Source organism: Prosthecobacter fluviatilis (assembly GCF_042655725.1).
Classification (GTDB): Bacteria; Verrucomicrobiota; Verrucomicrobiia; order Verrucomicrobiales; family Verrucomicrobiaceae; genus Prosthecobacter; species Prosthecobacter fluviatilis.
In genome coordinates, this window is record NZ_JBHSMQ010000001.1 from 856,026 (window position 1) to 876,932 (window position 20,907).

General features: G+C 62.7%; 16 protein-coding genes. 4 read left to right on the forward strand and 12 right to left on the reverse strand.

Features of this window, described 5'->3' with window-relative positions:
* The first annotated feature begins 28 nt into the window (after positions 1-28).
* Positions 29-940 (forward strand): ThuA domain-containing protein, encoded by a 912-nt coding sequence (locus ACFQDI_RS03275; protein WP_377163362.1) that lies wholly within the window; start codon positions 29-31, stop codon positions 938-940.
* A gap of 33 nt (positions 941-973) precedes the next feature.
* Here the strand turns inward: ACFQDI_RS03275 and ACFQDI_RS03280 are convergent, their stop codons facing one another.
* The 3 genes from ACFQDI_RS03280 to ACFQDI_RS03290 all read right to left on the reverse strand — a co-directional run bounded on the left by ACFQDI_RS03280 (position 974) and on the right by ACFQDI_RS03290 (position 2,962).
* On the reverse strand, positions 974-1,885 hold the full coding sequence (locus ACFQDI_RS03280; protein ID WP_377163364.1) for a bifunctional riboflavin kinase/FAD synthetase: 912 nt from the start codon (positions 1,883-1,885) through the stop codon (positions 974-976).
* Between the two features lie 83 nt (positions 1,886-1,968).
* Positions 1,969-2,172 carry a hypothetical protein gene (locus ACFQDI_RS03285; protein ID WP_377163366.1) on the reverse strand — a complete coding sequence of 68 codons (204 nt, stop codon included), beginning with the start codon at positions 2,170-2,172 and terminating at the stop codon, positions 1,969-1,971.
* 103 nt (positions 2,173-2,275) lie between these two features.
* Positions 2,276-2,962, reverse strand: coding sequence for a hypothetical protein (locus ACFQDI_RS03290; RefSeq protein WP_377163368.1), 687 nt, complete (start codon positions 2,960-2,962; stop codon positions 2,276-2,278).
* A gap of 334 nt (positions 2,963-3,296) precedes the next feature.
* On the opposite strand from ACFQDI_RS03290, the gene ACFQDI_RS03295 reads away from it, so the two are divergent.
* A complete protein-coding gene (locus ACFQDI_RS03295) occupies positions 3,297-4,361 on the forward strand; it encodes a hypothetical protein (protein WP_377163370.1) in 1,065 nt (354 codons plus the stop codon).
* Positions 4,362-4,685: 324 nt separating this feature from the next.
* Here ACFQDI_RS03295 and lspA read toward each other — a convergent pair whose 3' ends face one another.
* From lspA to ACFQDI_RS03310, 3 genes are all read right to left on the reverse strand, one after another.
* On the reverse strand, positions 4,686-5,222 hold the full coding sequence (lspA, locus tag ACFQDI_RS03300) for a signal peptidase II (protein ID WP_377163372.1): 537 nt from the start codon (positions 5,220-5,222) through the stop codon (positions 4,686-4,688).
* 18 nt (positions 5,223-5,240) lie between these two features.
* Positions 5,241-6,374 (reverse strand): galactitol-1-phosphate 5-dehydrogenase, encoded by a 1,134-nt coding sequence (locus tag ACFQDI_RS03305; protein WP_377163374.1) that lies wholly within the window; start codon positions 6,372-6,374, stop codon positions 5,241-5,243.
* 305 nt (positions 6,375-6,679) lie between these two features.
* Positions 6,680-7,084 (reverse strand): peptide chain release factor family protein, encoded by a 405-nt coding sequence (locus ACFQDI_RS03310; protein WP_377163376.1) that lies wholly within the window; start codon positions 7,082-7,084, stop codon positions 6,680-6,682.
* A gap of 212 nt (positions 7,085-7,296) precedes the next feature.
* Here ACFQDI_RS03310 and ACFQDI_RS03315 point away from each other — a divergent pair, with 212 nt between their 5' ends.
* The gene (locus ACFQDI_RS03315) at positions 7,297-8,094 is read left to right on the forward strand and encodes a thymidylate synthase (RefSeq protein ID WP_377163378.1); all 798 of its coding nucleotides are present in this window, start codon (positions 7,297-7,299) and stop codon (positions 8,092-8,094) included.
* Positions 8,095-8,296: 202 nt separating this feature from the next.
* Here the strand turns inward: ACFQDI_RS03315 and carA are convergent, their stop codons facing one another.
* From carA to ACFQDI_RS03340, 5 genes are all read right to left on the reverse strand, one after another.
* Entirely contained in the window at positions 8,297-9,484 is a 1,188-nt protein-coding gene (gene carA, locus ACFQDI_RS03320) for a glutamine-hydrolyzing carbamoyl-phosphate synthase small subunit (RefSeq protein ID WP_377163380.1), read from the reverse strand.
* Between the two features lie 128 nt (positions 9,485-9,612).
* The gene (locus tag ACFQDI_RS03325; RefSeq protein ID WP_377163382.1) at positions 9,613-12,363 is read right to left on the reverse strand and encodes a hypothetical protein; all 2,751 of its coding nucleotides are present in this window, start codon (positions 12,361-12,363) and stop codon (positions 9,613-9,615) included.
* Between the two features lie 193 nt (positions 12,364-12,556).
* On the reverse strand, positions 12,557-14,131 hold the full coding sequence (gene metG / locus ACFQDI_RS03330; RefSeq protein ID WP_377163384.1) for a methionine--tRNA ligase: 1,575 nt from the start codon (positions 14,129-14,131) through the stop codon (positions 12,557-12,559).
* Positions 14,132-14,210: 79 nt separating this feature from the next.
* Positions 14,211-14,933, reverse strand: coding sequence for a hypothetical protein (locus tag ACFQDI_RS03335; protein WP_377163386.1), 723 nt, complete (start codon positions 14,931-14,933; stop codon positions 14,211-14,213).
* Positions 14,934-15,335: 402 nt separating this feature from the next.
* Positions 15,336-18,962 carry a c-type cytochrome domain-containing protein gene (locus ACFQDI_RS03340; RefSeq protein WP_377163388.1) on the reverse strand — a complete coding sequence of 1,209 codons (3,627 nt, stop codon included), beginning with the start codon at positions 18,960-18,962 and terminating at the stop codon, positions 15,336-15,338.
* 171 nt (positions 18,963-19,133) lie between these two features.
* Between ACFQDI_RS03340 and ACFQDI_RS03345 the strand changes: the two genes are divergently transcribed.
* Complete coding sequence (locus tag ACFQDI_RS03345) at positions 19,134-19,556, forward strand: hypothetical protein (protein WP_377163390.1); 423 nt, start codon at positions 19,134-19,136, stop codon at positions 19,554-19,556.
* Between the two features lie 43 nt (positions 19,557-19,599).
* Here the strand turns inward: ACFQDI_RS03345 and ACFQDI_RS03350 are convergent, their stop codons facing one another.
* The gene (locus ACFQDI_RS03350) at positions 19,600-20,772 is read right to left on the reverse strand and encodes a PQQ-dependent sugar dehydrogenase (RefSeq protein WP_377163392.1); all 1,173 of its coding nucleotides are present in this window, start codon (positions 20,770-20,772) and stop codon (positions 19,600-19,602) included.
* Positions 20,773-20,907: the final 135 nt, after the last annotated feature.

Consider the following 20,907-nt stretch of genomic DNA (forward strand, 5'->3'; position numbering starts at 1 on the left):
GTGAGGGGCTGATAGCAACGGCACCACCATGCGCACCATCCTTTGCACCCTTCTCCTTGGCGCCGCCGCCTGCGCGCACGCTGCAGACAAGCTCAAAGTCCTCATCGTGGACGGCCAGAACAACCACAAGTGGGAGATCACCACGCCCGTGCTGAAGAACGCGCTGGAGAGCAGCGGAGCCTTTGCTGTGGAGGTGAGCACCACGCCGCCTAAAGGCTCGCCCAAAGAGGCCTGGCATGCCTGGAAGCCCATGTTCAGCGACTACGCGGCCGTGGTGAGCAACTACAACGGCGAGCCCTGGCCGCAGAATGTGCGTGATGTCTTCACCAAGTACGTGGCGGACGGCGGCGGCTTTGTCTCCATCCATGCCGCCAACAATTCCTTCCCCGAGTGGAAGGAATACAATGACATGATCGGGGTCGGCGGCTGGGGCGGTCGCAATGAAAAGTCCGGCCCCTGGCTCTATGTGAAAGATGGAAAGCTCTTCCGCGACACCGTGGCGGGCAACGGCGGTGCGCACGGTCCGCAGCACGAGTTCATCGTCGAAATTCAGAATCCCGACCACCCGATCACGCGCGGTCTGCCGAAGCGCTGGCTGCACGCCAAGGACGAGCTCTACAGCAAGCTGCGCGGCCCAGCGGAAAATGTGGATGTGCTGACCACGGCCGTCTCCGACCTCACGGCGGTGAGCGAGCCCAACAACATGGTGCTCGGCTACCACAAGGGGCGGGTATTTCATACCACACTCGGCCATGCGGACTACTCCATGCTGGACCGCGGCTTTTACACCCTCCTGCAGCGCGGCACCGAATGGGCCGCCACCGGCAGCGTGGAGCGCACCGCCGCCGTGCCTGCGGATTTTCCCACGGAAACAGCCGTCAGCGTGGTGAAGCTGGAAGGCCATCCCAAGCAGGAAGCGCCGAAGCCGAAAACAAAGTAGTCCGGCAAGTTGTCCAGTTGCGGCGCAACTGGTCTACTTTGCCGCCGCAATGTCCCGCGCGATCTGCGCCTTCAGCTCATCCAGCCCGGCAAACTTCATCTCGCTGCGCAGGTGGCGCTTGAAGCGCACCTCCAGGTCCTTGCCATAAAGGTCGCCGCGCCAGTCGAGCAGGTGCACTTCCAGGGAGGGCTCGGCGTCTGCGGCCACGGTGGGGCGGCGGCCCAGATTGGCCACGCCTGGCAGCCACTCCGTGCCGACGAGCGCCTCCACGGCATACACTCCCAGCGGCGGGAGCTGCTCGTTTTCCACATCCACATTCGCCGTGGGGAAGCCGAGCTGGCGGCCCAGCTTTTGGCCTTCGATGACGGTGCCAAACACGGCGTAGTCGCGGCCCAGCAGTGTGGCGGCCTTGTGCAGGTCACCCCGGGACACCGCTTCACGGATCAGGGTGCTGCTGACCACCTGGGAGTCGATTTTCAAAGGCGGCACGCCATACACGGCAAAGTCGTGCTCCTGCCCCATCTCCATGAGGAGGTGGATGTTGCCTTCGCGCCCATGGCCAAAACTCCAGGTGTAGCCCACCGAGATGCAGCCCAGCGGGCGTGCTGCCTGCACCAGCTGCCGGATGAAGTCGCGCGCGGGCGTCTTGGCCGTCTCGGCGGTGAAGGGGCAGGCCAGCAGGCAGGCGATGCCCGCCTGGGAGAGAAGGTGCTGCTGGTGGCGCGGGCCGCAGAGCAGCCGCGGGGCGGAGCCGGGGCGCAGCACCTGCGTCGGGTGCGGGTCAAAGGTCACGACCACGGCTGTGCCGTGGTGCTGCGTGGCGTGCTCCTGGGCCGCGCGGATGACCTCCTGGTGCCCGAGGTGGATCCCATCAAAAACACCCACGGCCAGCGCGAGGGGGCCGGGGAGGGTGGAAAGGGCATCGATGGAGCGGAGGACCTGCATGCGTGGTGGGTGGAGAAACAGCCAATACCAGCGGCCATGCAGAGCGCAAGGTGAAGGGTGCGCCAGCCCCGGGGTTGCCTGGCTTAGCGGATGTTGCTGAGAGCGCTCCAGAAGCTCTGCAGCACGCTCTTTTTGCCGAGGTTGGCGCTGCTCTTCACGTCGGTGTGAGCGGTGCCGATCAGGTGGGGCATCACTTCGCCGTAAGCAGGCATCGAGTTCCAGCCGAGGGTGATTTCCTTGTTGGAGGCGGTGGAGGAAGAGGAGGCGGTGGTGGCGATGGTCTTCATATGATTCGTAGATTTGAGATTTTTGGGATTATTCAGGTGATGAGATTCAGATTTGAGTGAAGCTTTGTTTATGGGTGTGAGAATCGAGTCACAAAAATGAGAATTAAAAGCCAACAGGATGGCGAGGGGTGAAGCCAGCATAGTTGCGGCCCTGGGTGCGCCAGCGGGGACCTTCGCCAGCAACCTGGCCGGAAGTGTCCATGCGAAGACCGCAGATGGTGATGAAAACGTGATCGCCAGGCTTCACCCAGATGGTGATGAAGCGGCCCTGCCCAGGCTCGCCATAGTTGGCGAACTCCTTGCTGGACAGGCAGCGGTTCAGCAATCCTGCCTTCATGAGGACATAAGAAGTGCTGCTGCTGCAGTCATAGGCGCTGTCCTCAATGTTGCGATGGCCGGCACCCAGCACGTAGGGCTTGTTCTGGAGGGTGTTGGCAGCGTAAACGGCGAACTGAAGGGCCTGAGGGGCGGTCTGGCCCACGGAGGCGAAGCGGCCGTCAAAGCGGATCTGGGAATTGCCCACAGTGGCGCGGGGGGCGGCGGCACGCTGAGCTGCTGCCTGGCGGGCGGCGGCCTGGTCGGCATAGTAGCGTGCCCAGCCGGCCGCATTGGCCTGCTGCTGGGCATTGTAGGCGGCCCAAGCCTGGGCGTTGGCCTGTTCCTGAGCGTAAGCAGCCTGCGCCTGAGGGCCTGCATAGTAACCGGCGGCAGAGTAACCATTCTGAGCGTTCGCGGCGGTAGCGACTGTGAGGAGGCTGACGGTGAGTGCGAGGCGGATGAGTGTTTTCATGGCTGCGTGTGTGGCTCTTGTTTCTGCTAGTATTTATAACAGAAATTATAGAGCGTGCAACAGCCATATCAGAAATTAATCAAATATTTGTAAAAATGATAAATAAGACTGTATAGAAATTATACAATCGGTTCATTTTCAATAGGTTATACGAGGTGATTGAAGCTCGCAAAGTTGCGAGCGTGTCGAAAATCGGCCTTGGAAAACACGGAAATGAAATAATTTTCGGCCTCTCTGGGGTAATTATTCGAAAAATACGATCATTATAGAGAAGGCCGAAAATCGCTTTTTCTAATTCTTGCGCAGATTGCGTCTCCTTTGAGAGTGGGCCTCCATGCAAACACACCTGCAGTCACTCCAGGGTTCGGTTCTGGCACTTCTTCTCGCAGCGGTCTGCGTGCATGGCGCCGAGCCTCTGACCACGGCCTGCTACTATGATGAGGAGGGCATGCGCTACCTGACGCTGCGCCAGACCTCCGCCACGGGTGTGGAGGTGACCACACGCTGGGCCTCAGAGCCGGGCTCTACCGGTGTGTGGACGGGGCAGGGGAACCGCAAAGACAATGTGATCACCTTTGCCGCCGTGGTGGATGAGGGGCAGGACCGTGGTTCCTACTTCATCGCCAAGGGCGGCGAATCGAAAATGGAGGTCCTCTTCAAGCCTGGGCAGAAGATGCCGCAGGACCCGGGCATCCTGGGCAGCTACCGCCGCGTGAGCGAGGAGAAGCGCTTGCAGCTGGCCCGCAAGGAGGCCCAGGCTGCTGAGGAGCGGCTGAGCACAGCCCTGAAGGAGGCTGCCCACAACTGGCCGGGGGTGGATAAAACGGTGCCTGCGGACTGGAAGGCACGCTGGCCGGCACTGCTGGGACGCTGGATGAAGATCGCCTACCAGACCCCGGAACCTGCCAAGGCCAGGCCGGCGCAGCCATTCCCCTCAGGCAAGGAGACACCCGCAGCGGAAAAGGACTCGCAATACTGGCTCAAGCTGGCGCAGGCCACGGCGGCGGCGTACGGCTTCCTCCAGCAGGAGGCGGTGCTGAAGAGCTCCTCCTGGGATGGCGAGTATGACGACGGCTTCGGCGGGCATGTGAGCATCCGGCAGGCGAAGGATGGCAAACTGCGCGTGAACCTCTCCTGCACGCGCGTCATCGAAGGCCAGGGCGCAGATCTGGCCGGGCAGGTGCCTGCCGAGGCGGTGAAGAAGAGCGGGGAGGAAAGCACCGCACAGGCCGTCTTCTCGGAGGCGGATGTGCCGGACAATGCCAAGGACGTGAATGTCACCCTCCGCCGCAAAGGCGGATTTCTGTGGGTGGAGATCCGCCGCAAAGCGAGCCCTCCCGGCAGCTTGTCATGGTTTGATGGCATCTACCGCTGGTCTGCGGTGCCGGTGGATGGGTGAAGTTTTGGAGATGCGGTCGCGCAGCGAGGAACAAGCGCAGCCACCGCTTTCTGCAGGCTTTGCCATGGATTGCCTGCCATGGGGAGACCTCCGCCAATGGCTCCATGGCATGCGTAGGCTGCTTCACCTTGCGCAACTCAGGAGACGTTCGAAAGCGGCAGCCGCACTCCAAATGTGCGTACTGCGCAAGGATGGCCAGGCGTAGAACGGGCAATCCTGCCCGTGAAGAGAGCGCCCGCTACGGGCAGGAACCGTAGCGTAGCGAAGATAGCCAGCCGCTGGCTGCCCGAAGGGCGGGCATAGCGAGGCATCGCCCGCGCTACCTCAGGCCTTCTTCGCTTGCGTCGGCGGAGTCTCCACAAACGAAGCCAGCGCTAGAAGGATGGCGGCGCACACGACGCATGAGTCCGCCACATTGAAGGAGGGCCAGGGGTGGAAGGGCCAGAAGCCGAAGTCGAAGCGCAGGAAGTCCACGACGTAGCCGTCGAAGAAGGTGCCGTCAAAAAGCTTGCCGCCGTCGTGGTTGCGGAAGAGGCGGTCGGTGAGGTTGCCAAAGATGCCGGAGACCAGCAGGGCTACTGCGGTGCGGCTCAGCCTGCCGGGAAACAGGCCTTTGCCATGCATCACATAGATGAAGACCAGCGCAGCGAGCGAGACGGTGGCAAAGGCGTAGTTGGCATACTGCGTGCCGTTGAACATGCCAAAGGCCACGCCCGTGTTGGACGCATGGTGCAGCCAGAAGATGCCAGGAATGACCTCCTTGTCCGTTTCGTAGAGTTTGAAATTCTGCACGATCCAGCTCTTGCTGAGCTGGTCGAGGATGTACAAAGGCAGGGAAAGGAGCAGGAAGAGGCGGATCATGGCAGACGAGGTGGAAAATCACGCGGGCAGCAGCACGACCTTGAGCAGGCCCTCCTTGTTGTCATAGAGGCGCTTGAACCAGCCGGCGCCTTCCGCCAGCGGGGCCACGGCGCTGAGCAGGGGCTCCACCTGGATGCTGCCGTCCTGAATGCGGCGGATCGCCTCGGGGTACTCACCTGCGCAGGAGCAGGAGCCCTTGATGGTGAGCTGGCGGGTGACGACTTCCTGAAGGGGGAAGGGGGTGTTGGGCTGCAGATTGCCGATGAGCACGATCTGGCCGCCTTTGCGCACGCAGCGGATGGCGAGGTCGAGAGGCGCGCCTGCGCCCACCACTTCAAAGCTGGCGTCCGCGCCGTCGCCACCGCAGATCTTGCGGATGTGCATGGCCAGGCCTTCCTGCTTGGCGTTGAAGGTTTCTTCCGCGCCCAGCTTGCGGGCGAGTTCCAGACGGCTGTCGTCCAGATCCACGGCGATGACTTTTTCCCAGCCGCGTGCCTTGAGCGCCTGGACAACGAGCAGGCCGATCAGTCCTGCGCCCACCACCACGGCGGTGCCGCCCTTGGCTTCCTCTTCACTGTCGCAGCCGCAGTCATGGCCGCATTCCTTGGCTTCGCACGACTCTTCCTCGCCGTCCTGAGTGAAGGCTTCGCCCACTTCGATGCCATCGGCCAGATTCACCGCGTGCAGGGCGATGGACACGGGCTCGGCAAAGGCGGCCTTCTCATAGGAAAGCTCGTCCGGGATGCGGTAGAGGATGCGTGTGGGCAGCGCGATCTTTTCGGCAAAGCAGCCGTGGCGGCGGTATTCACCGGGGGAGACGCCCAGCACTTTGCGGTTGGGGCAGAGATTGACGAATCCGGCTTTGCACTCCTCGCACTCGCCGCAGTACTCGGTGGAGTCAAAGGTCACACGTTCGCCCAGCTTCCAGCCTTCCACACCTTCGCCCAGGGCGATGATTTCACCGGCGGCTTCATGGCCCATGACGATGGGCATCTGGCGGCGGCCGCTGCGGCCGTCCATACCGTGGATGTCGCTGCCGCAGATGCCGCAGGCCGCCACCTTCACCAGCACCTCGCCAGCGGCGGGCGTGGGGTCGGGGAAACTGGTGTCGTAGTTGAACTCAGAGGGGGCTGTAAGGACAAGCGCTTTCATGGGTGGGGAGCGCGGACCATGCCTCGCGCAGGGCGGGAGGCAAGAGGGATCAGAATGCCGAATGAGTAAATCCGAGCCGAGCGCAGCGAGACAGACAGCCATAGGCTGCCCGAAGGGGTGAGCGACAGCGAATCAATACCGAATGAATGCCGAATACCAAAATCCTAAGGTGGGCCACCTGCCAAGGGTAGCTACCTTCGACAGGTGGAAGTGCCGCAAATACTCCAGGAGCGAAATTCGTCATTCGTGCTTACTCATTCGTCCTTTACCGCGCTCATTGCACCCAGGCCTCCCTTAGCCATCCCTCACTCCTCCCCGCTCACCCGCCCACGTCCTTCCTTGATCCCGGCACGGTGTCTCTTTCCTGCCACGAACCGGCGCTTGAGGCCCCGGGGGCGGGCACGGGTTTGGCGACGCAGTTTTTCGCGGTCGTTCTGGATTTCCATCTGCGCGTTTTTAAACACGGCCTCCAGCCGGTCGCACAGCTCCTGCCGGGCGATGAGTCGGTTCTGCGACTGCGAGCGCTCGCGCTGGCAGCGCACCTCGATGCCGCTGGGCACATGGCGCAGCACCACGGTGGAGCTGGTCTTGTTGATCTTCTGTCCGCCCGCCCCGCCACCACGAATAAAATCCTCCTCCAGATCCTCCTCACGGATGCGGAGTCTCTGCATGCGTGTGCGTAGCGCAGGATCATCAGGCAGGTCGGCCATGGGGATAGCATCGGAGGAAAGAGGCTGCTGCGCAACTTGAGGATGGCCGCAAAGAGGCGCAAAAAGACGCAAAAGTGGAGTGGTGAAGTAAGGCTGTGGTGGTCCGCTCATGCCTCCGGCTTTTTGTTTTTTTTGTGTCTCTTTGCGGCCACCCCTCCGGCATTCCTCATTCCCGCAATTGCATCCCCCGCGCAGCCCGCTATGGCTTGCCGATGGAAGAATACCACCGCCTGCTGCGCAAAGTACTCGAACACGGAAGCTACCGTGAGGACCGCACTGGCACGGGCGCATACTCCGTCTTTGGCGAGCAGAGCCGCTACGACCTCAGCACCACCTTTCCGCTCGTCACCACCAAGAAGCTGCACCTGCGCTCCATCATCCATGAGCTGCTGTGGTTTCTCAAAGGCGACACCAACGTCAAATACCTGCAGGACAACAAAGTCACCATCTGGGACGAATGGGCGGATGAAAACGGCGATCTCGGACCCGTTTACGGCGCGCAGTGGCGCCGCTGGCAGGGCGCGCCGGAGGCGGAGACGCATGACCAGATCGCCCGCCTGATCCATGGCATCAAAACGAACCCCTACAGCCGCAGGCACATCGTCAGCGCGTGGAACGTGCCGCACATCGAGAAGATGGCGCTGCCGCCCTGCCACTGCTTGTTTCAGTTCTTTGTGGATCGCGGCCGTGTGAGCTGCCAGCTCTACCAGCGCAGCGCGGATCTCTTCCTTGGCGTGCCGTTTAACATCGCCAGCTACGCCCTCCTGACCATGATGGTGGCCCAGGTCTGCGACCTCCAGCCCGGCGAATTCGTCCACACCTTTGGCGACCTGCACCTCTACAAAAACCACCTGGAGCAGGCCAAACTCCAGCTCTCCCGTGACTGCCGCCCGCTGCCCGTGATGAAGCTGAATCCGGCGGTTAAGGAAATCGACGCCTTCAAATTCGAGGACTTCACCCTGGAAGGCTATGACCCGCATCCGAGCATCAAGGCAGAGATCGCGGTGTAGAGGACGCTGCGGAGCGCGGTAGTCATTCCGCGCACTCCGCAAGCACGCATGGTTCCGCATTTCAGCTGCGGGGTGTTGAAGCACGCGGACACGGCGGCGTCTTTGCTGGAGAAACTGAAGGCAAAGCAAGGCGGCAAAAAAAATGCCGCAGCGCGGTGGCTGCGGCATCATTTTTTTGATCCTGCTTGGATGAGGCGGCTTCTTATCTTCCCGTCTCCACCATGCGGGCAAACTCCGAGAAGAAGTACTTCGCATCGTGCGGGCCGGGGGCGGCTTCGGGGTGGTATTGGACGCTGAGCACGGGGGCCTCGCGGTGGCGCATGCCTTCCACGGTGCCGTCGTTGAGGTTGATGTGCGTCACCTCGACGTTGCTGGGCAGGGAGGAGGGGTCGATGGCAAAGCCGTGGTTCTGGCTGGTGATGGACACCTTGCCGTTGCGCAGGTCTTTCACGGGCTGGTTGCCGCCGCGATGGCCGAACTTGAGCTTGAAGGTCTTGCCGCCGTAGGCGTGGCCGAGGATCTGGTGTCCCAGGCAGATGGCAAAGATGGGCTTCTTGCCGATGAGCTCCTTCACTTCCTTGTGGATGTAGTCGAGCGCAGCGGGGTCGCCAGGGCCGTTGGAGAGGAAGATGCCGTCCGGATTCTTGGCCAGCACGTCCTTGGCGCTGGTGGTGGCGGGCACCACGTCCACGCGGAAGCCCTGCTGGCGCAGGCGGCGGAGGATGTTGCGCTTCACGCCGAAGTCATAGGCCACGATGTGGTGCTTGGCCTCGGGAAGGGGGTGGCGCACCACGCCATCGGCGCCGGGCTCGCGGTTCTGGGAGGGGCTGGGGATGTCCCAGTCGCCGCTCTCGGTGCTCTCGGGGTCCCAGAGGTAGGGGGCCTTGGTGGTCACCTCCTTGACGAAGTCGCTGCCTTCCATGGTGGGGCTGCTGGCGGCCTGCTTCACGGCCTCCTCCGCCGTGGCGGTGGTTGTGATGACGGCGCGCATGGCCCCGCGGGAGCGCAGGTGGCTGGTGAGGGCGCGGGTGTCCACGCCCTGGATGCCGGGGATGCCCCACTGCTTGAGATAGGCGTCCAGGCTCTGAGTGCTGCGCCAGTTGCTGGGCACGTCGCAGAGCTCCTCGATGACAAAGCCACGCACGTGGGGCTGGTCGCTCTCCATGTCGAGCGGGTTCACGCCGTAGTTCCCGATCATGGGGTAGGTCATGGTCACGATCTGACCACGGTAGGAAGGATCGGTGAGAACCTCCTGATAACCGCTCATGGAGGTGTTAAAGCAGATTTCGCCGGTGTGGGTGGCATCGGCGCCGAACGCCGTGCCTTCAAACACCCGGCCGTCTTCGAGGGCGAGGAGGGCTTTCTTCATCAAGGTTGCTGCTGTGGTCATAGCCAGAAGGGCGGGGGGCGCAAGGGGGAAGACTGGGGACGGAAGGGAATGCGAAGAGGATGGCCGCAAAGGGGCGCAAAAAGGTGCGAAAAAGTGGGGGCGGCAGGCTGGGGCGTCCTCGTGCGTCTTTACGGCTCCAACCAAAGCTGATCGCAGGTGAGGATGAGCAGCTGCAGGGTGTCCTCCTGCTCGAACTCGGGTTTGCCCGTGGGTTTCCACAGGCCCGCCAAACGAGCTGCGCCGCTGGGAATGAGGGTGCCGGTGGTGAGGTGGACGACCTGGTAATCCGTGAGCGGCAGCTCCAGGCTGCGGCCCTGCGAGTCGAGGATATGCTCCCGATGCTCCAGTGGCTCGGTGGGGTGGAATTCCAGCTTGAGGGCGGACTCAATCACGCGGCCATCGGCTCTGCCAGCAGGCTCGATGGAGAGAGTGAGGCCGACTTGGCGCGTGTCCTGAACGATCTTGGTTTCGCCTTTGTCATTCACCTTCACCTCGCTGAGATTCGTGTGCGTGTGCGCCTCGGTGGTGGTGGCCTGTGTGCCAAACTTGGTTTCGATGCGTGCGGTGCTGAGCGGCTGCACCGTGCCCGCTTTCACGGCGGCGAGGAGGGTATCGAGCTCGGCGCGGTGGCCGCACTTGCCAGCGGCCTGCGCCGTGAGCTGGCGCAGCAGCGGGCCGGGGCCCTGAAACACCTGGGCGGTGTAGGCGATGGAGCTGGGCGTTCGGATGCAGAAGTCGCATGCATAAGCCTCCACCAAGTCCAGATTTCTCCGGGTGTTACGGATGATCAAAATGGAACGCTTGGGGTCATAAATGGCGCTGGCACCCTGGGGAAAAGGAATGCCGGCAGATTCGAGCACGGAGCGTGCGGTGCGCGGCTCTTTGCTGCTTTTGTCCTCTGAGGGCGAGGAATCAAACGAGCCTGCGGAAGACAGGAAATCAGGCGGGACTTTGAATGTCTGGGTGTGCCATGAGCTGGGATCGGGCGGGGCGATGGGGGCAGCCGGGTGGAGGCTGCCCTGCGGCGGGCGCACCTGCGGCACCACATCGCATTTCAAAAAGGTGGCCCACAGCAGGCCTTCGGCAGCGCGTCCGGTGGGCTGGTAGAGGCTGATCAGGCGCGTGCCGCCCTTGGTCATGATGAGGCCGGTGACCGTGTGGTTGGAGTGGAAATCTGCGACGGGCAGGTCAAAACGCAGCCCGGAGGCGGGATCGCGAAACGCCTCGCGGCGCATGGCAGGCTGGGCGGGGTGCAGCTCATAGGAGAACTCAATATTCACCGTGCGGCCGTCGTAGTTCAGCGTGGGCTCGACCTCGAAAGTGGAGCCGACATTGCGGTAGGCGATGCCCGGGATGGCGCGGCCTTTGGCATCCAGGCCAAACTCTTCCACATGCAGGCATTCGCTGGCGCTCACCTGCTTGGCACGCGCCTCGGGCTGGGTCTCCACGTAAAGGGAGTCGATGAAGCGGCCTTCCCCCCGTGCCACGGCGGCCTCCACCTGAGCCCAGAGTGCGGCATGGTCGCTGGTGACAGCTGAGGCTTGGGCGAGCCCGCGCAGAAAGGCGGCGGGGGCCTGCACGGTGTGCAGCATGCAGGAGATGGTCTTGGGGGCTTTTTCCAGCTCTGTGTCAGCCAGCGCAGCGATGCGCTCGATGTTGGCCGGCGTGTTGATGATGTGCAGCACGCCGTTTTGCTGCACCGCGCTGGCACCTTTGGAGGCGGGGACGCCCTGGGACTCCAGCCATTCCTGCAGCGGCCGTGCGGGCCAGCTCCAGTGATTCGTGAACAAGCCGTCCGGCACAGGCAGGTCGGTGGCCTGCATTCCTGCGGGCGCTGCGGTGGGTGGTGGCGGTGGCGCTTCCGGGGCCTGCACAGGCTCCTGCACATGAATCGTGCCGGTGAGAAAGGCGGCACACAGACGGTCCTCCCGCGCACCGCCCTTTCCCAGAGGCGCGGCGATGCCGATCAGCTTGGTGCTGCCACTGAGGCTGGTGATGGCCGTGGCAAACTCCGCATGAAAGAAGTCGGTCGTGGCATACTCGGCCGCTTTGCCGGTGCCAGGATCGGTGATGCTGACAGGCTGGAGCTGCGGGGCGGCCAGATTCAGCCGCAGAAGCACGGACGTGCTGAGCGTGATGCCGTCGGCACCGATGACAGGTTCCAGCTCGAGCTCCAAGCCCAGGGGCTGCATTTCCCGTTTCAGGGTGGCGTGGCCCTGCGCGTCAAAGGTCAGCCCGGTGGTGTGGATGCGCTCCTGCGCGGCTTCGGCGGTGGCGCGGGTGCCGGACTTGGCGGGCACGCAGGCATCGCTGACGATGCGCACCTTGGATGCGGGTTGTTGCGCCTGATCCAGCAGCTTGCGGAATTCTGCGCTGGCATCCGCCGTGCGTGCGGCGGCGGCATTTGCCTGGCGGATGATTTCTCCCGGACCTTCGACGACGGTGAGCGTGTAAACGATGTCGCGCGGAAAGCCTTCGCCGGTGGAGTCAAAGAACGCCTCGATGAGCTGCAGCATCTCAGGGGTGTTGTGCACGCGCAGGATGTTGGTGCGGCTGTCATAGAACGACGTGGAGCCTTCGGGAAAGCTGATGCCCATCTGCGTCAAAACATCTTTCGAAGTCGGGATTGGCGGCGGTTTGGCGGGCCGAAAGAGTTTGCGCTTCGGGCCAGAGGGATCCGTGCCTGCGGCGGGGGCTGCTGGCGGTCCAAAGGGATCGCCCCCTGCAGCCGGATCTGGCTGTTCTGGGGCCTTCAAGCTGCGGCCCATCTCACGCAAATCGAAATCGACTTTGAACTCGCGCGTCTTCATCGCCGCCGGCTGTGCATACAGGCCGGAGGCGAATGCGAGGGGTATGAGGAGACTACGTACGAGAAACATCCCGCGAGATTACGGGATGCGGCGTGGCGATGTCGAGCGCGGAGTGCGGCGACAGCCCGGCCGTCTGCGAGCGTGCTGCAAGCATCCCGGCGTACGAACGTCCTCGCAGTCGGGCGGTTTGGCGGAGGGGCGTTTGGGCGATGAAGAAAGTATCCCGCGCCAAACACACCCAACCTACGGCCGGAGTGCTCTCTTACTTCTTCTCCTCCGCAATCTCCAGCCTCGGGAACAGCGGCACAGGGGTGCCGAGCTGGTGGCCGCTGGGCAGCAGGCCCCACTTGAGGTCGCTGACCTTGAAGCCTTCCGGCATCTGCCAGCCGATCTGCGCGCGGGCGGTGGCCATGGCGGTGGGCATGATGGGATTGAGCAGGACGGTGACGTGCGTGAAGGCCTCCGCCAGGTGGTAGAGCACGCTGTCCAGGCGGGCTGCCTGCGCGGGATCTTTCGCTAGGCCGAAGGGCTTGGTGCTGTCCACATACGCATTGGCATGGGTGACGATCTTCCACGCGGCGGCGATGCCTTCGTGGATGTCCCAGCCGTTCATCTTTTCGAGATAAAGCGGCACGGCCTCCGCCACAGTCTGGCGCAGGGCTTGATTGATCTCGTCATCGTAGTCGCCGGGGTTAAGCACGCCATTGCGGTACTTCTGCGCCATGTTGATGGAGCGGTTGAGCAGGTTGCCCAGGCCGCCGGCCAGCTCCTTGTTGTAAGACATCTCGATGCGCTCGCCGCTGAAATCGGCGTCGTAGCCGGTGGCGATGTCGCGCATGAGGTAGTAGCGCAGGCCATCGGGCGTGAAAGTGTCTGAGAGCACGTTCGGATCGATCACGTTGCCCAGGCTCTTGCTCATCTTGGCACCCTTCACATTCCACCAGCCATGCACGACGAGCTTGGGGATCTGCTCGTCCGGGAAGCCGAGCGCATGCAGCATGATGGGCCAGTAAACGGCATGAGCGGGGACGAGGATGTCCTTGCCGATGATCTCGGCATCTGCAGGCCAGATTTTCTCAAACTGTGGCAGGCCCTCGTTGCCCACTTCATCGGCCAGATAGCCGGCAAAGCTGATGTAATTCGTCAATGCGTCGAACCACACGTAGTTGACGAATTTTTCATCAAACGGCAGCGGGATGCCCCAGCTCAGGCGCTCCACCGGGCGGGAGATGCAGAGGTCCTGCGCGTTTCCTTCCAGCGAGTTGAGCACATCGTTGGCGCGGTGCGGCGGGTAGATGAAATCGGGATTGCCACGGATGTAGTTTTTGAGCCACTCGACGTGGTCGCTGAGGCGGAAGTACCAGTTTTCCTCCTGGATCTCGACGACTTCGCCCCACTCCTCGCCGTAGCTGCCATCCGGGCCGCGTTCCTTGTCGGTGAGGAACTGCTCCTGGCGTACGGAGTAGAATCCGGCGTAGCTCTTTTTGTAAAGCTGGCCGGCGTCGTGCAGCTTTTGCAGCATGGCCTGCACCACGAGCTTGTGCTTGGTGTCGGTGGTGGCGGCCCAGCCGTCGTAACGCACGTTCAGCTTGTCCCACAGTGCGGTGAAGTGCCGCGTCACGCCATCGACGAATTCCTGCGGGGAGAGCCCGGCCTTGTCGGCGCTCTTCTGCACCTTCTGGCCGTGCTGGTCCACGCCGGTGAGGAAGTACACCTCACGCCCGTTGAGCCGCTGGAAGCGGGCCATGACGTCTGCCAGCACCTTCTCATAAGCGTGGCCGATGTGCGGCGGCGCGTTGGTGTAGTCGATGGCGGTGGTGATGTAGTAGGGCTTCATGGTTGGGCGCGTTGTCTCCATGCCTCCCTTCCTCCTGCAATTCAAGTGTTCCTGCGTGGGAATGCGCCGGGGGAGGGGATCAGCGAACGAAGCTGACCAGAGCGCTTCCGACGGTTGCGACAAGCACGATGGCCAGGTAAATGATCAGGATCGTGGCGGTGAACTTCCAGACACGGCGCTGCTCCGTGAGTGCTGAGGTCAAATCGGTGAACGACTGAGATTTCTCGAGGCTGGCAATGTTTGCCGCATACTTGCTCAGTTTCCTGGCGGGATAGTAAGTCAGCGAGCCAAAGATTCCGTACATGACAAACAGGATGATCAACTCAGGGCCGCCCACTGGGCCGATGCCCGGTTTGGACATGAGTCCGATCAGTCCTGCGCCGCCCATGACAAGGCAGCCCAGAGTCAGCAACGAGAAACTGATCCACAGCAGGACGGCAATGGTACGCACCCAAGACCGGGTGTTCGTGAGTTCCTCGATCACAGCGAAAGGCACGGTGCCCTTGGTGTCGCCTGCCGCCGCTAGGACGGTGGAGGATGGGGCCGCGTAGGGATTCAGGCTGTCAGTCGGCTTTGAGGCCGGGGATCTCCTGACCAAGGCGCTGAGGGAAGATAAGGGTGCTTTGGTCTGCGTGGCCGGAGAGCTGCCGAAAATTTCAGCCAGTCCCTTCCAGCCGGACATGCCTGCCTGCCAGCCCCAGTCGCTGGGCAGAAACTGGCCGTTTTGCAGACCTTCCTGAATTTGCTCGGCTTCAAAGGATCCAAGATTCTGACCTTCGCGGGTGACCTGATAGGCGCTCATGAGTGCACGGCCTGTAGCAGCGACATGTCCCGGATGTCTAGATGTTTTATTGAGGCATGGGCAAAAAAAGGCTGTTTGTAGCTGGGTGTGCGCACCCGGCGACGGCGTCTTGGAGTGCGTGTGGCAGAGATGCATGGCGCAAGCCTGCAAGTGCGACACAGCTTTTCGTCAGCCGGACGGCGCACTGGGGCAGCGCACCTCCGGCACATCTTCGAAAGCGGTACCGCTCCGAGTCTTGTCACACCATTGATTGATTCGCTGCGCTCACCCTTCGGGCAGCCTGAGGCTGTCTTGCCTCCGCTGCTTTTCGGTTCCAAGGCGCTGCCGTGCCTGCGTGAGCGCTGGCGCTTTCGACGCCGCGCAAGAACGATTCACGGTCTGCCAATCATACGTGCCTTGAGATCACTTCGGCAGCATGGTGAGATACTGGTCGTTCATCTGCTTCACCTTGGTGCGCATCGGCTCAAGTTGCGGCTGTAGCTTGGCAAGTTCGGCGGTGGCTTCGGCGATGATCTTGTCCTTTTCAGGGATCTCCTTGGTGGCGGCGGCGATGGAGGCCTCGGCGTCGGTCTTCTTCTTTTTCGCGCCTTCAAAGTCGGTGTTTGCCTTCGCAACTTCAGCCTTCTTGGCGTCCAGCACCTTCTGCTCGGCGTCCAGCTTGCCATGGGCGGCGGCGTAGGCCTGCTCCAGCGGTGGCAGCGCGGCCTTGGCGGCGGCGATGGCGGCGTTCAGCGGGGCAATCTTTTCAGCGAGGGCTTTTTCCAGGGCGGCAGGGGCGGCCTGCTTTTCAGCGAGGGCCTTGCCCTGGGCTTCGATTTCCTTCTGGATGGCCTCGCGCTGGGCGCGCAGCGGGGCAGCCTGCTTCTCGGCGGTGGCGAGTTCGGTTTTGGCCTGGGCGAGCTGCTGCTCGGCAGATTTCACCGCAGCCAGGGCTTTGGCTTCCTGGCCTGGGTTGTTGGCGGCGTGGGCGGTGTTTTTGGCGCTGCTGGCATCGCTTTTGGCCTTCTTCTTGGCGCTGAGGTCACCCTCGGCAGCCTTGAGGGCGTTTGCCACGTCTGCGGCGGCTTTTTCAGCCTCGGCCACCTTGGCGGTGAGAGTGGCGTCTCCGGCCTTGGCGGCCAGTTCCTTCCTGGCGGCGGCCACGGCGTCGGCAGCGGTCTTCTGGCGGGCACGGGCGTCCTGGAGCGCCTTGTCTGCTGCGCCTTCGGCAGCGGTGGCGGCGGTCAGGGCGGCTTCTGCTTCCTTGTCGGCCTTGGCCTTGGCGGCGAGATCTGCGGTGGCCTCTGCGTGGGCTTTCCTGGCGGCGGCGACTGCGGCTTCCTTGGCGGCGGTGGCATCCTGTCTGGTCTTCACGGTTTTCTCGGGGCCGGCGAGCTTGGCATTCACTTCGGCGAGGCTCTTCTTCCTGCCGTCGATGAGCTTGGCGATGCCTTCCGCCGCCTTCTTGGCTGCGGCGATGCCTTCGTCCTTGGTCTTGGTGGCTGCGGCGATTTCGGCCTCCTTGGTGGTGATGATGGCCTTCTGCTCGTTCACTTTGGCAGCGGCGGCGGCGTCAGCCTCGCGTGTGGGCTTGATGGCGGTTTCCAGTCCGGCCTGCTCTCCCTGCACCTTCTTCAGCGCGGCTTCGAGCCCGGGCTGGGCGGCGGTGGATTCGGCGATGGCTTTCTTGGCGGCCTCAATGCGGGCGGCGGCAGAGACCTTGGCGGCTTCCGCATCCTTCTTGGCTTCCGTGAAGTCGTTAAAGTCCGCTTCGAGCTTGGCGAGCTTTTCCTTTTCGGCGAGCACGCCGGTGTTGAACTGCGCGGCCTTGAGGGCGGTGGGCACCTTTTGCAAAATGCCGATCTCAGTGCTGGCAGATTTCACCGCATTTTGAGCGGCGGCGAGGTTGTTTTTGCCTGTGGCGGCATTGGATTCGGCATTCTTGATGCGCTCCGGCCCGGCTTTCACGAGGGCAGGCAGCTTGGGCAGCTCGGCCTTCTTGGCGGCGATGCCTTCGGCTGTGGCCTTGATCTTGGCATCGGTCTCCGCGATGAGCTTGTCGAGGTCTGCGGGGGCGGCAGGAGCGGCACCCAGTTCGGCCTTTGCCTTGGCGAGTGCGGCAGCGAGCTGGTCCGCCTTGGCTTTGACGGGGGCAAGTTTCTGCTGCTCGGCCTTGGCGGTGGCGAGTTTGCTTTCAGCGTCTTTGACCTTTGCGGTCAGGGCTGCGTCACCAGCTTTGGCGGCCAGTTCCTTCCGGGCGGCTTCCAGCGCGGCGTTTCCGTCTGCCACGGCCTTGTCCGCAGCGGCCAGCTTGGCGGCCTCGGCGGCCACAGGAGCCAGCTCCTTTTCCTTTGCGGCGATCTGGGCGGACTTTTCCGCATGCGCCTTGATGGCGGCGGTGCGTGCGGTCTTGTCCTGCTCGGCCTTGGTGCGGGCGGCTTTCAGTGCGGCGAGGGCCTTTTCATCGTTGGCGATCTCTCCGGGGAGATTTTTGCTGCGTGCTTCGTTTGCGGCCACTTCGGTACGGACTTTGGCCAGGGCTTCGTCGCGTGCCTTGGCGTCGGCCTCGGCGGTTTTGATGGCGGCCTGCAGGGCTGGGAGCTTGGTGGTGAGCTCGGCGAGACGCTGCTCGGTCTGCACGATGCGCTGGGCGATCTGCGAAGGATTGCTGGTGAGTTGGCCTGTTTCGGCAAGCTTTGGCGTGGCGATGTCCCACAGCTTGATCTCGCCGCGCCAGTTGGCGGAGATGGCGGACTTGGAGTCAAAGAGCGCGACGACCTTGGTCACGAGATCGCCCTGGCTGGGGGCCTCGCCGAGCTTGTTGCCGTTGATGTCCCAGACGCGGACGAGGCCGTCGTTGCCGGAGGAGACGATCTTGCCGTCCGGCGTGAAGGAGACGGACTGTACGCCGCCGCCATGGGCCGCCCAGTTTTTCACCTGCTTGCCCTCGTTCATCTCCCAGGTGGTGATGGTGCCGTCCATGGAACAGGAGGCGAGGATGTTGGAATCTGCGCGCCATGCCAGATCCACGCAGGAGGCCTTGTGCTGGCCGAGGATGTAGAACTCGCCGCCATTCGCAGCTTCCCAGACGTTGACATTGCCGTTGCGGTCGCTGGTGGCCAGCAGCACCCCATCGGGGCTGAAGGCCGTGCTCATGACCCACTCGGTGTGCTTGCTGATGACGTACAGCTCTTCGCCGGTGGCCGTGTCGTAGGTTTTCACCTTCTTGGACGGGCTGCCGATGACGATCTTGGTGTGGTCAGGGCTGATGTCGGCGGACATGACCTGGTCGAATTCCTTGCCGACTTCGGTGATGCGCTTGCCGGTTTTGACATCCCAGACGATGGCGTGGCCGTTTTTGCCGCCACGGCCGCCGCCCATGATGAGCAGGGAGCCATTGCGGCTGAAGCGCAGGCTGCGTGCGTAGCCCTCCGTGTAGGGGAAGATGCCCACGAGCTGCCGGGTGTCTGTGTCGTAGAGCAGGATCTGCTTGGGCGCGGCCAGCGCCATCAGCGAGGTCCAGGGACTCGCGGCCATGGCGGTGATGGCGGTGGTGTGCTGGGTGACGATGACGGGCTCCAGCAGCACGTGCTCGGGCTTGGCGATGGGGCCTTCCGGCTTGCCGCCGGTGACGGTGACGGCCATGTCCACCTTGGGCTTGGAGGATTTCTTGGCGATGCTCGACTTGGTTTCAAGAATGCCGCCCTTGATCCAGGCTGCGAGGAGATCGAGATCCTTCGGCCCCAGCGGTGCACCTTCCGGTGGCATGAAGGGCTCCTCCTTCTTGGCGCAGGTGGTCCAGAGGCGGCTGCTGTCGGCATTGCCGGCGTCCACGACGGAGCCGCCGCCGCCGCCGTTCATGAGTGCGCCAAAGCTGGTCAGGTCCAGGTCCCCCTTCTTTTTGTCCGGATTGTGGCAGGAGAAGCATTTGTTCTCCAGCAGCGGGCGGACGTGGTCTTGGTAGGTGATTTTTTCGGCGGAATCCTGGGCGTGAAGAGACACAGCGGCAAAAGCCGCGCAGGTCAGCGAAAGGGTGTTTTTGGGCATCATAGGGGGACTATGTGTGAATTACGCAGCATAGGCGCAAAGCCTTTCGCATCTTCCCTTGGTGTGGATGTGCGGAAATTGCGCCGGACTGGGGGCTTTTGCGGGAAATATGGGCGGTGCGCATCTTTTTCAGCGGGCTGTTTCCAAGTCGCGGGCAAGTGCTTCAGTTTCAGGATGATTCAAAACAAAAGGCCGTGCGTCTGCTTCCTCCGTCCGCTGCTCCATGGGGCGGCGGCAGTGCTGGCAGGGGTGCTGCTGCCTTTTGTATGGCTGCGGGAGCAGCCTGAGTTCTGGACCTACGCCGGCGGTTATCCCCTCTGGCTGCGTCAGGCGGTGCTGCTGGGGTTTTACCCCCTGCTGCTGGCGCAGGTGGGACTGATCATCTGTCTGAGCTGCTTGCTGGTGCGCAGCCCCTCACGCCTCGCCAGGCTGGTTTATGCAGAGGCCGTGGTGCTGCTGCTGCATTGGGCGGTTCTGGCGCTGGTCGTCCTCATGATGCTCGCCAATAACGTGGCCAACCTCCTGGACGGGCGCCCGCTGCATGATCATCAGCGCAGTGTGACCACCAGCGGAGCGAACTTCAAAGCTCGCTCCTGAGAGGCGGCGCTGTGTCCCGGCGGGTTAGTCGCTGAGGGGGGCTTTACTTGCCCAGCTTGTAGATGGCGCCGTTCCAGTCGAGCACGAGCATTTCTCCGGCGGCATTGGCGCAGAAGGCGGTCGGTTTGACCAGCACGGTGGGCTTCTTCTTGGGGTCGGTGGGCGGAGTCTGGGGGCTGGTGTAGAGCAGCTCATTGCTCTGCTCCTTGCCGCTGTCATCGGTCTTGAGAGCCCAGACCTTGCCGAGCACGAAGTCGCCATAAACGTATTTGCCCCGAAGCTCTGGCAGCGTTTTTCCGGTATAGACGATGCCGCCGGTGATGCTGAGGCCGTCTGCGTGGGTGTAGGAATGGATGGGCTCGATGAATTTGGCGTCGGCGGGCGGAGTGTCGGTCATGAGCGGGAAGGCGGCGGGACCTTCACGGAAGTTCCAGCCGTAGTTGCCGCCGTTGGTGATCCAGTTGATCTCCTCATAGATGTCCTGGCCCACGTCGGCGCACCAGAGGTGGCCCTTGGCGTCAAAGCTCAGACCCCAGGGGTTGCGGATGCCGTTGGCATAGATCTGCGGCAGGGCGTTCACGCCGCTGGCGTAGGGGTTGTCGGCAGGAATTCCGTAAGCTTTGGCGTATTCGCGGCTGTTGACGTCGATGCGGAGGATCTTGCCGTAGAGCGTGGCGTTGAGCTGGGACATCTTGAGCTCGCCGTTGCGCTTGGAGTTGTCCCCCACGCCGATGTAGAGGAAGCCATCCGGGCCGAAGACGATGTTGCCGCCGTGGTGGTTCCAGTTCACCAGCGGGATCTCAAGAAGCGAGCGCTCGGTGCTTTCATCGGCCTTGTCGCCATTGGCCTTCATCTCGGTGATCACGAGACGCTTGGGCTTCTGCAGCGTGTAGCAGAGGTAGAAAAGGCCGTTGTCCTTGAACTTCGGGTGGAAGGCCAGGCCGTTGAGCCCTTCTTCAAACAGGCCGTCCTTGGCCTCCATGCCACGCGGGGAGAGGTTGAGGAAGGTCTTGGCCTCGCTGCCAGCTTCGTCTTTCGGCAGGATCAAAATCTGTCCGCGCTGCAGCGCCAGAAACTCACGGCCGCTGCCATCCTCCGGAATCGCCACGGCGATGGGCCGCTCCGTTTTGAGCTTTTCATAAACACGGGTCAGCTTGTGCGTGTCGGCAGCAAAAGCGGCAGAGGAGAGCAGGGCGAGGCAGAGAAGGGAGCGCATAAGAACGAGATAGTCAGTCTATCCGGGCCAAGTCTTGCAGGGCAATGATGATTTTTTTGCGTGAAGCGGGGGCTCCGGACCATTCCACCATTCTGACCCATTCTATCATTCTCAATTCTTGCATGCGCTGCATCC

Excerpts from the sequence above, each read along its gene's own strand:
- ACFQDI_RS03275 (WP_377163362.1), top strand. The coding sequence starts at position 29 with ATGCGCACCATCCTTTGCACCCTTCTCCTTGGCGCCGCCGCCTGCGCG.
- ACFQDI_RS03280 (WP_377163364.1), bottom strand. The coding sequence starts at position 1,885 with ATGCAGGTCCTCCGCTCCATCGATGCCCTTTCCACCCTCCCCGGCCCC.
- ACFQDI_RS03285 (WP_377163366.1), bottom strand. The coding sequence starts at position 2,172 with ATGAAGACCATCGCCACCACCGCCTCCTCTTCCTCCACCGCCTCCAAC.
- ACFQDI_RS03290 (WP_377163368.1), bottom strand. The coding sequence starts at position 2,962 with ATGAAAACACTCATCCGCCTCGCACTCACCGTCAGCCTCCTCACAGTC.
- ACFQDI_RS03295 (WP_377163370.1), top strand. The coding sequence starts at position 3,297 with ATGCAAACACACCTGCAGTCACTCCAGGGTTCGGTTCTGGCACTTCTT.
- lspA (WP_377163372.1), bottom strand. The coding sequence starts at position 5,222 with ATGATCCGCCTCTTCCTGCTCCTTTCCCTGCCTTTGTACATCCTCGAC.
- ACFQDI_RS03305 (WP_377163374.1), bottom strand. The coding sequence starts at position 6,374 with ATGAAAGCGCTTGTCCTTACAGCCCCCTCTGAGTTCAACTACGACACC.
- ACFQDI_RS03310 (WP_377163376.1), bottom strand. The coding sequence starts at position 7,084 with ATGGCCGACCTGCCTGATGATCCTGCGCTACGCACACGCATGCAGAGA.
- ACFQDI_RS03315 (WP_377163378.1), top strand. The coding sequence starts at position 7,297 with ATGGAAGAATACCACCGCCTGCTGCGCAAAGTACTCGAACACGGAAGC.
- carA (WP_377163380.1), bottom strand. The coding sequence starts at position 9,484 with ATGACCACAGCAGCAACCTTGATGAAGAAAGCCCTCCTCGCCCTCGAA.
- ACFQDI_RS03325 (WP_377163382.1), bottom strand. The coding sequence starts at position 12,363 with ATGTTTCTCGTACGTAGTCTCCTCATACCCCTCGCATTCGCCTCCGGC.
- metG (WP_377163384.1), bottom strand. The coding sequence starts at position 14,131 with ATGAAGCCCTACTACATCACCACCGCCATCGACTACACCAACGCGCCG.
- ACFQDI_RS03335 (WP_377163386.1), bottom strand. The coding sequence starts at position 14,933 with ATGAGCGCCTATCAGGTCACCCGCGAAGGTCAGAATCTTGGATCCTTT.
- ACFQDI_RS03340 (WP_377163388.1), bottom strand. The coding sequence starts at position 18,962 with ATGATGCCCAAAAACACCCTTTCGCTGACCTGCGCGGCTTTTGCCGCT.
- ACFQDI_RS03345 (WP_377163390.1), top strand. The coding sequence starts at position 19,134 with ATGATTCAAAACAAAAGGCCGTGCGTCTGCTTCCTCCGTCCGCTGCTC.
- ACFQDI_RS03350 (WP_377163392.1), bottom strand. The coding sequence starts at position 20,772 with ATGCGCTCCCTTCTCTGCCTCGCCCTGCTCTCCTCTGCCGCTTTTGCT.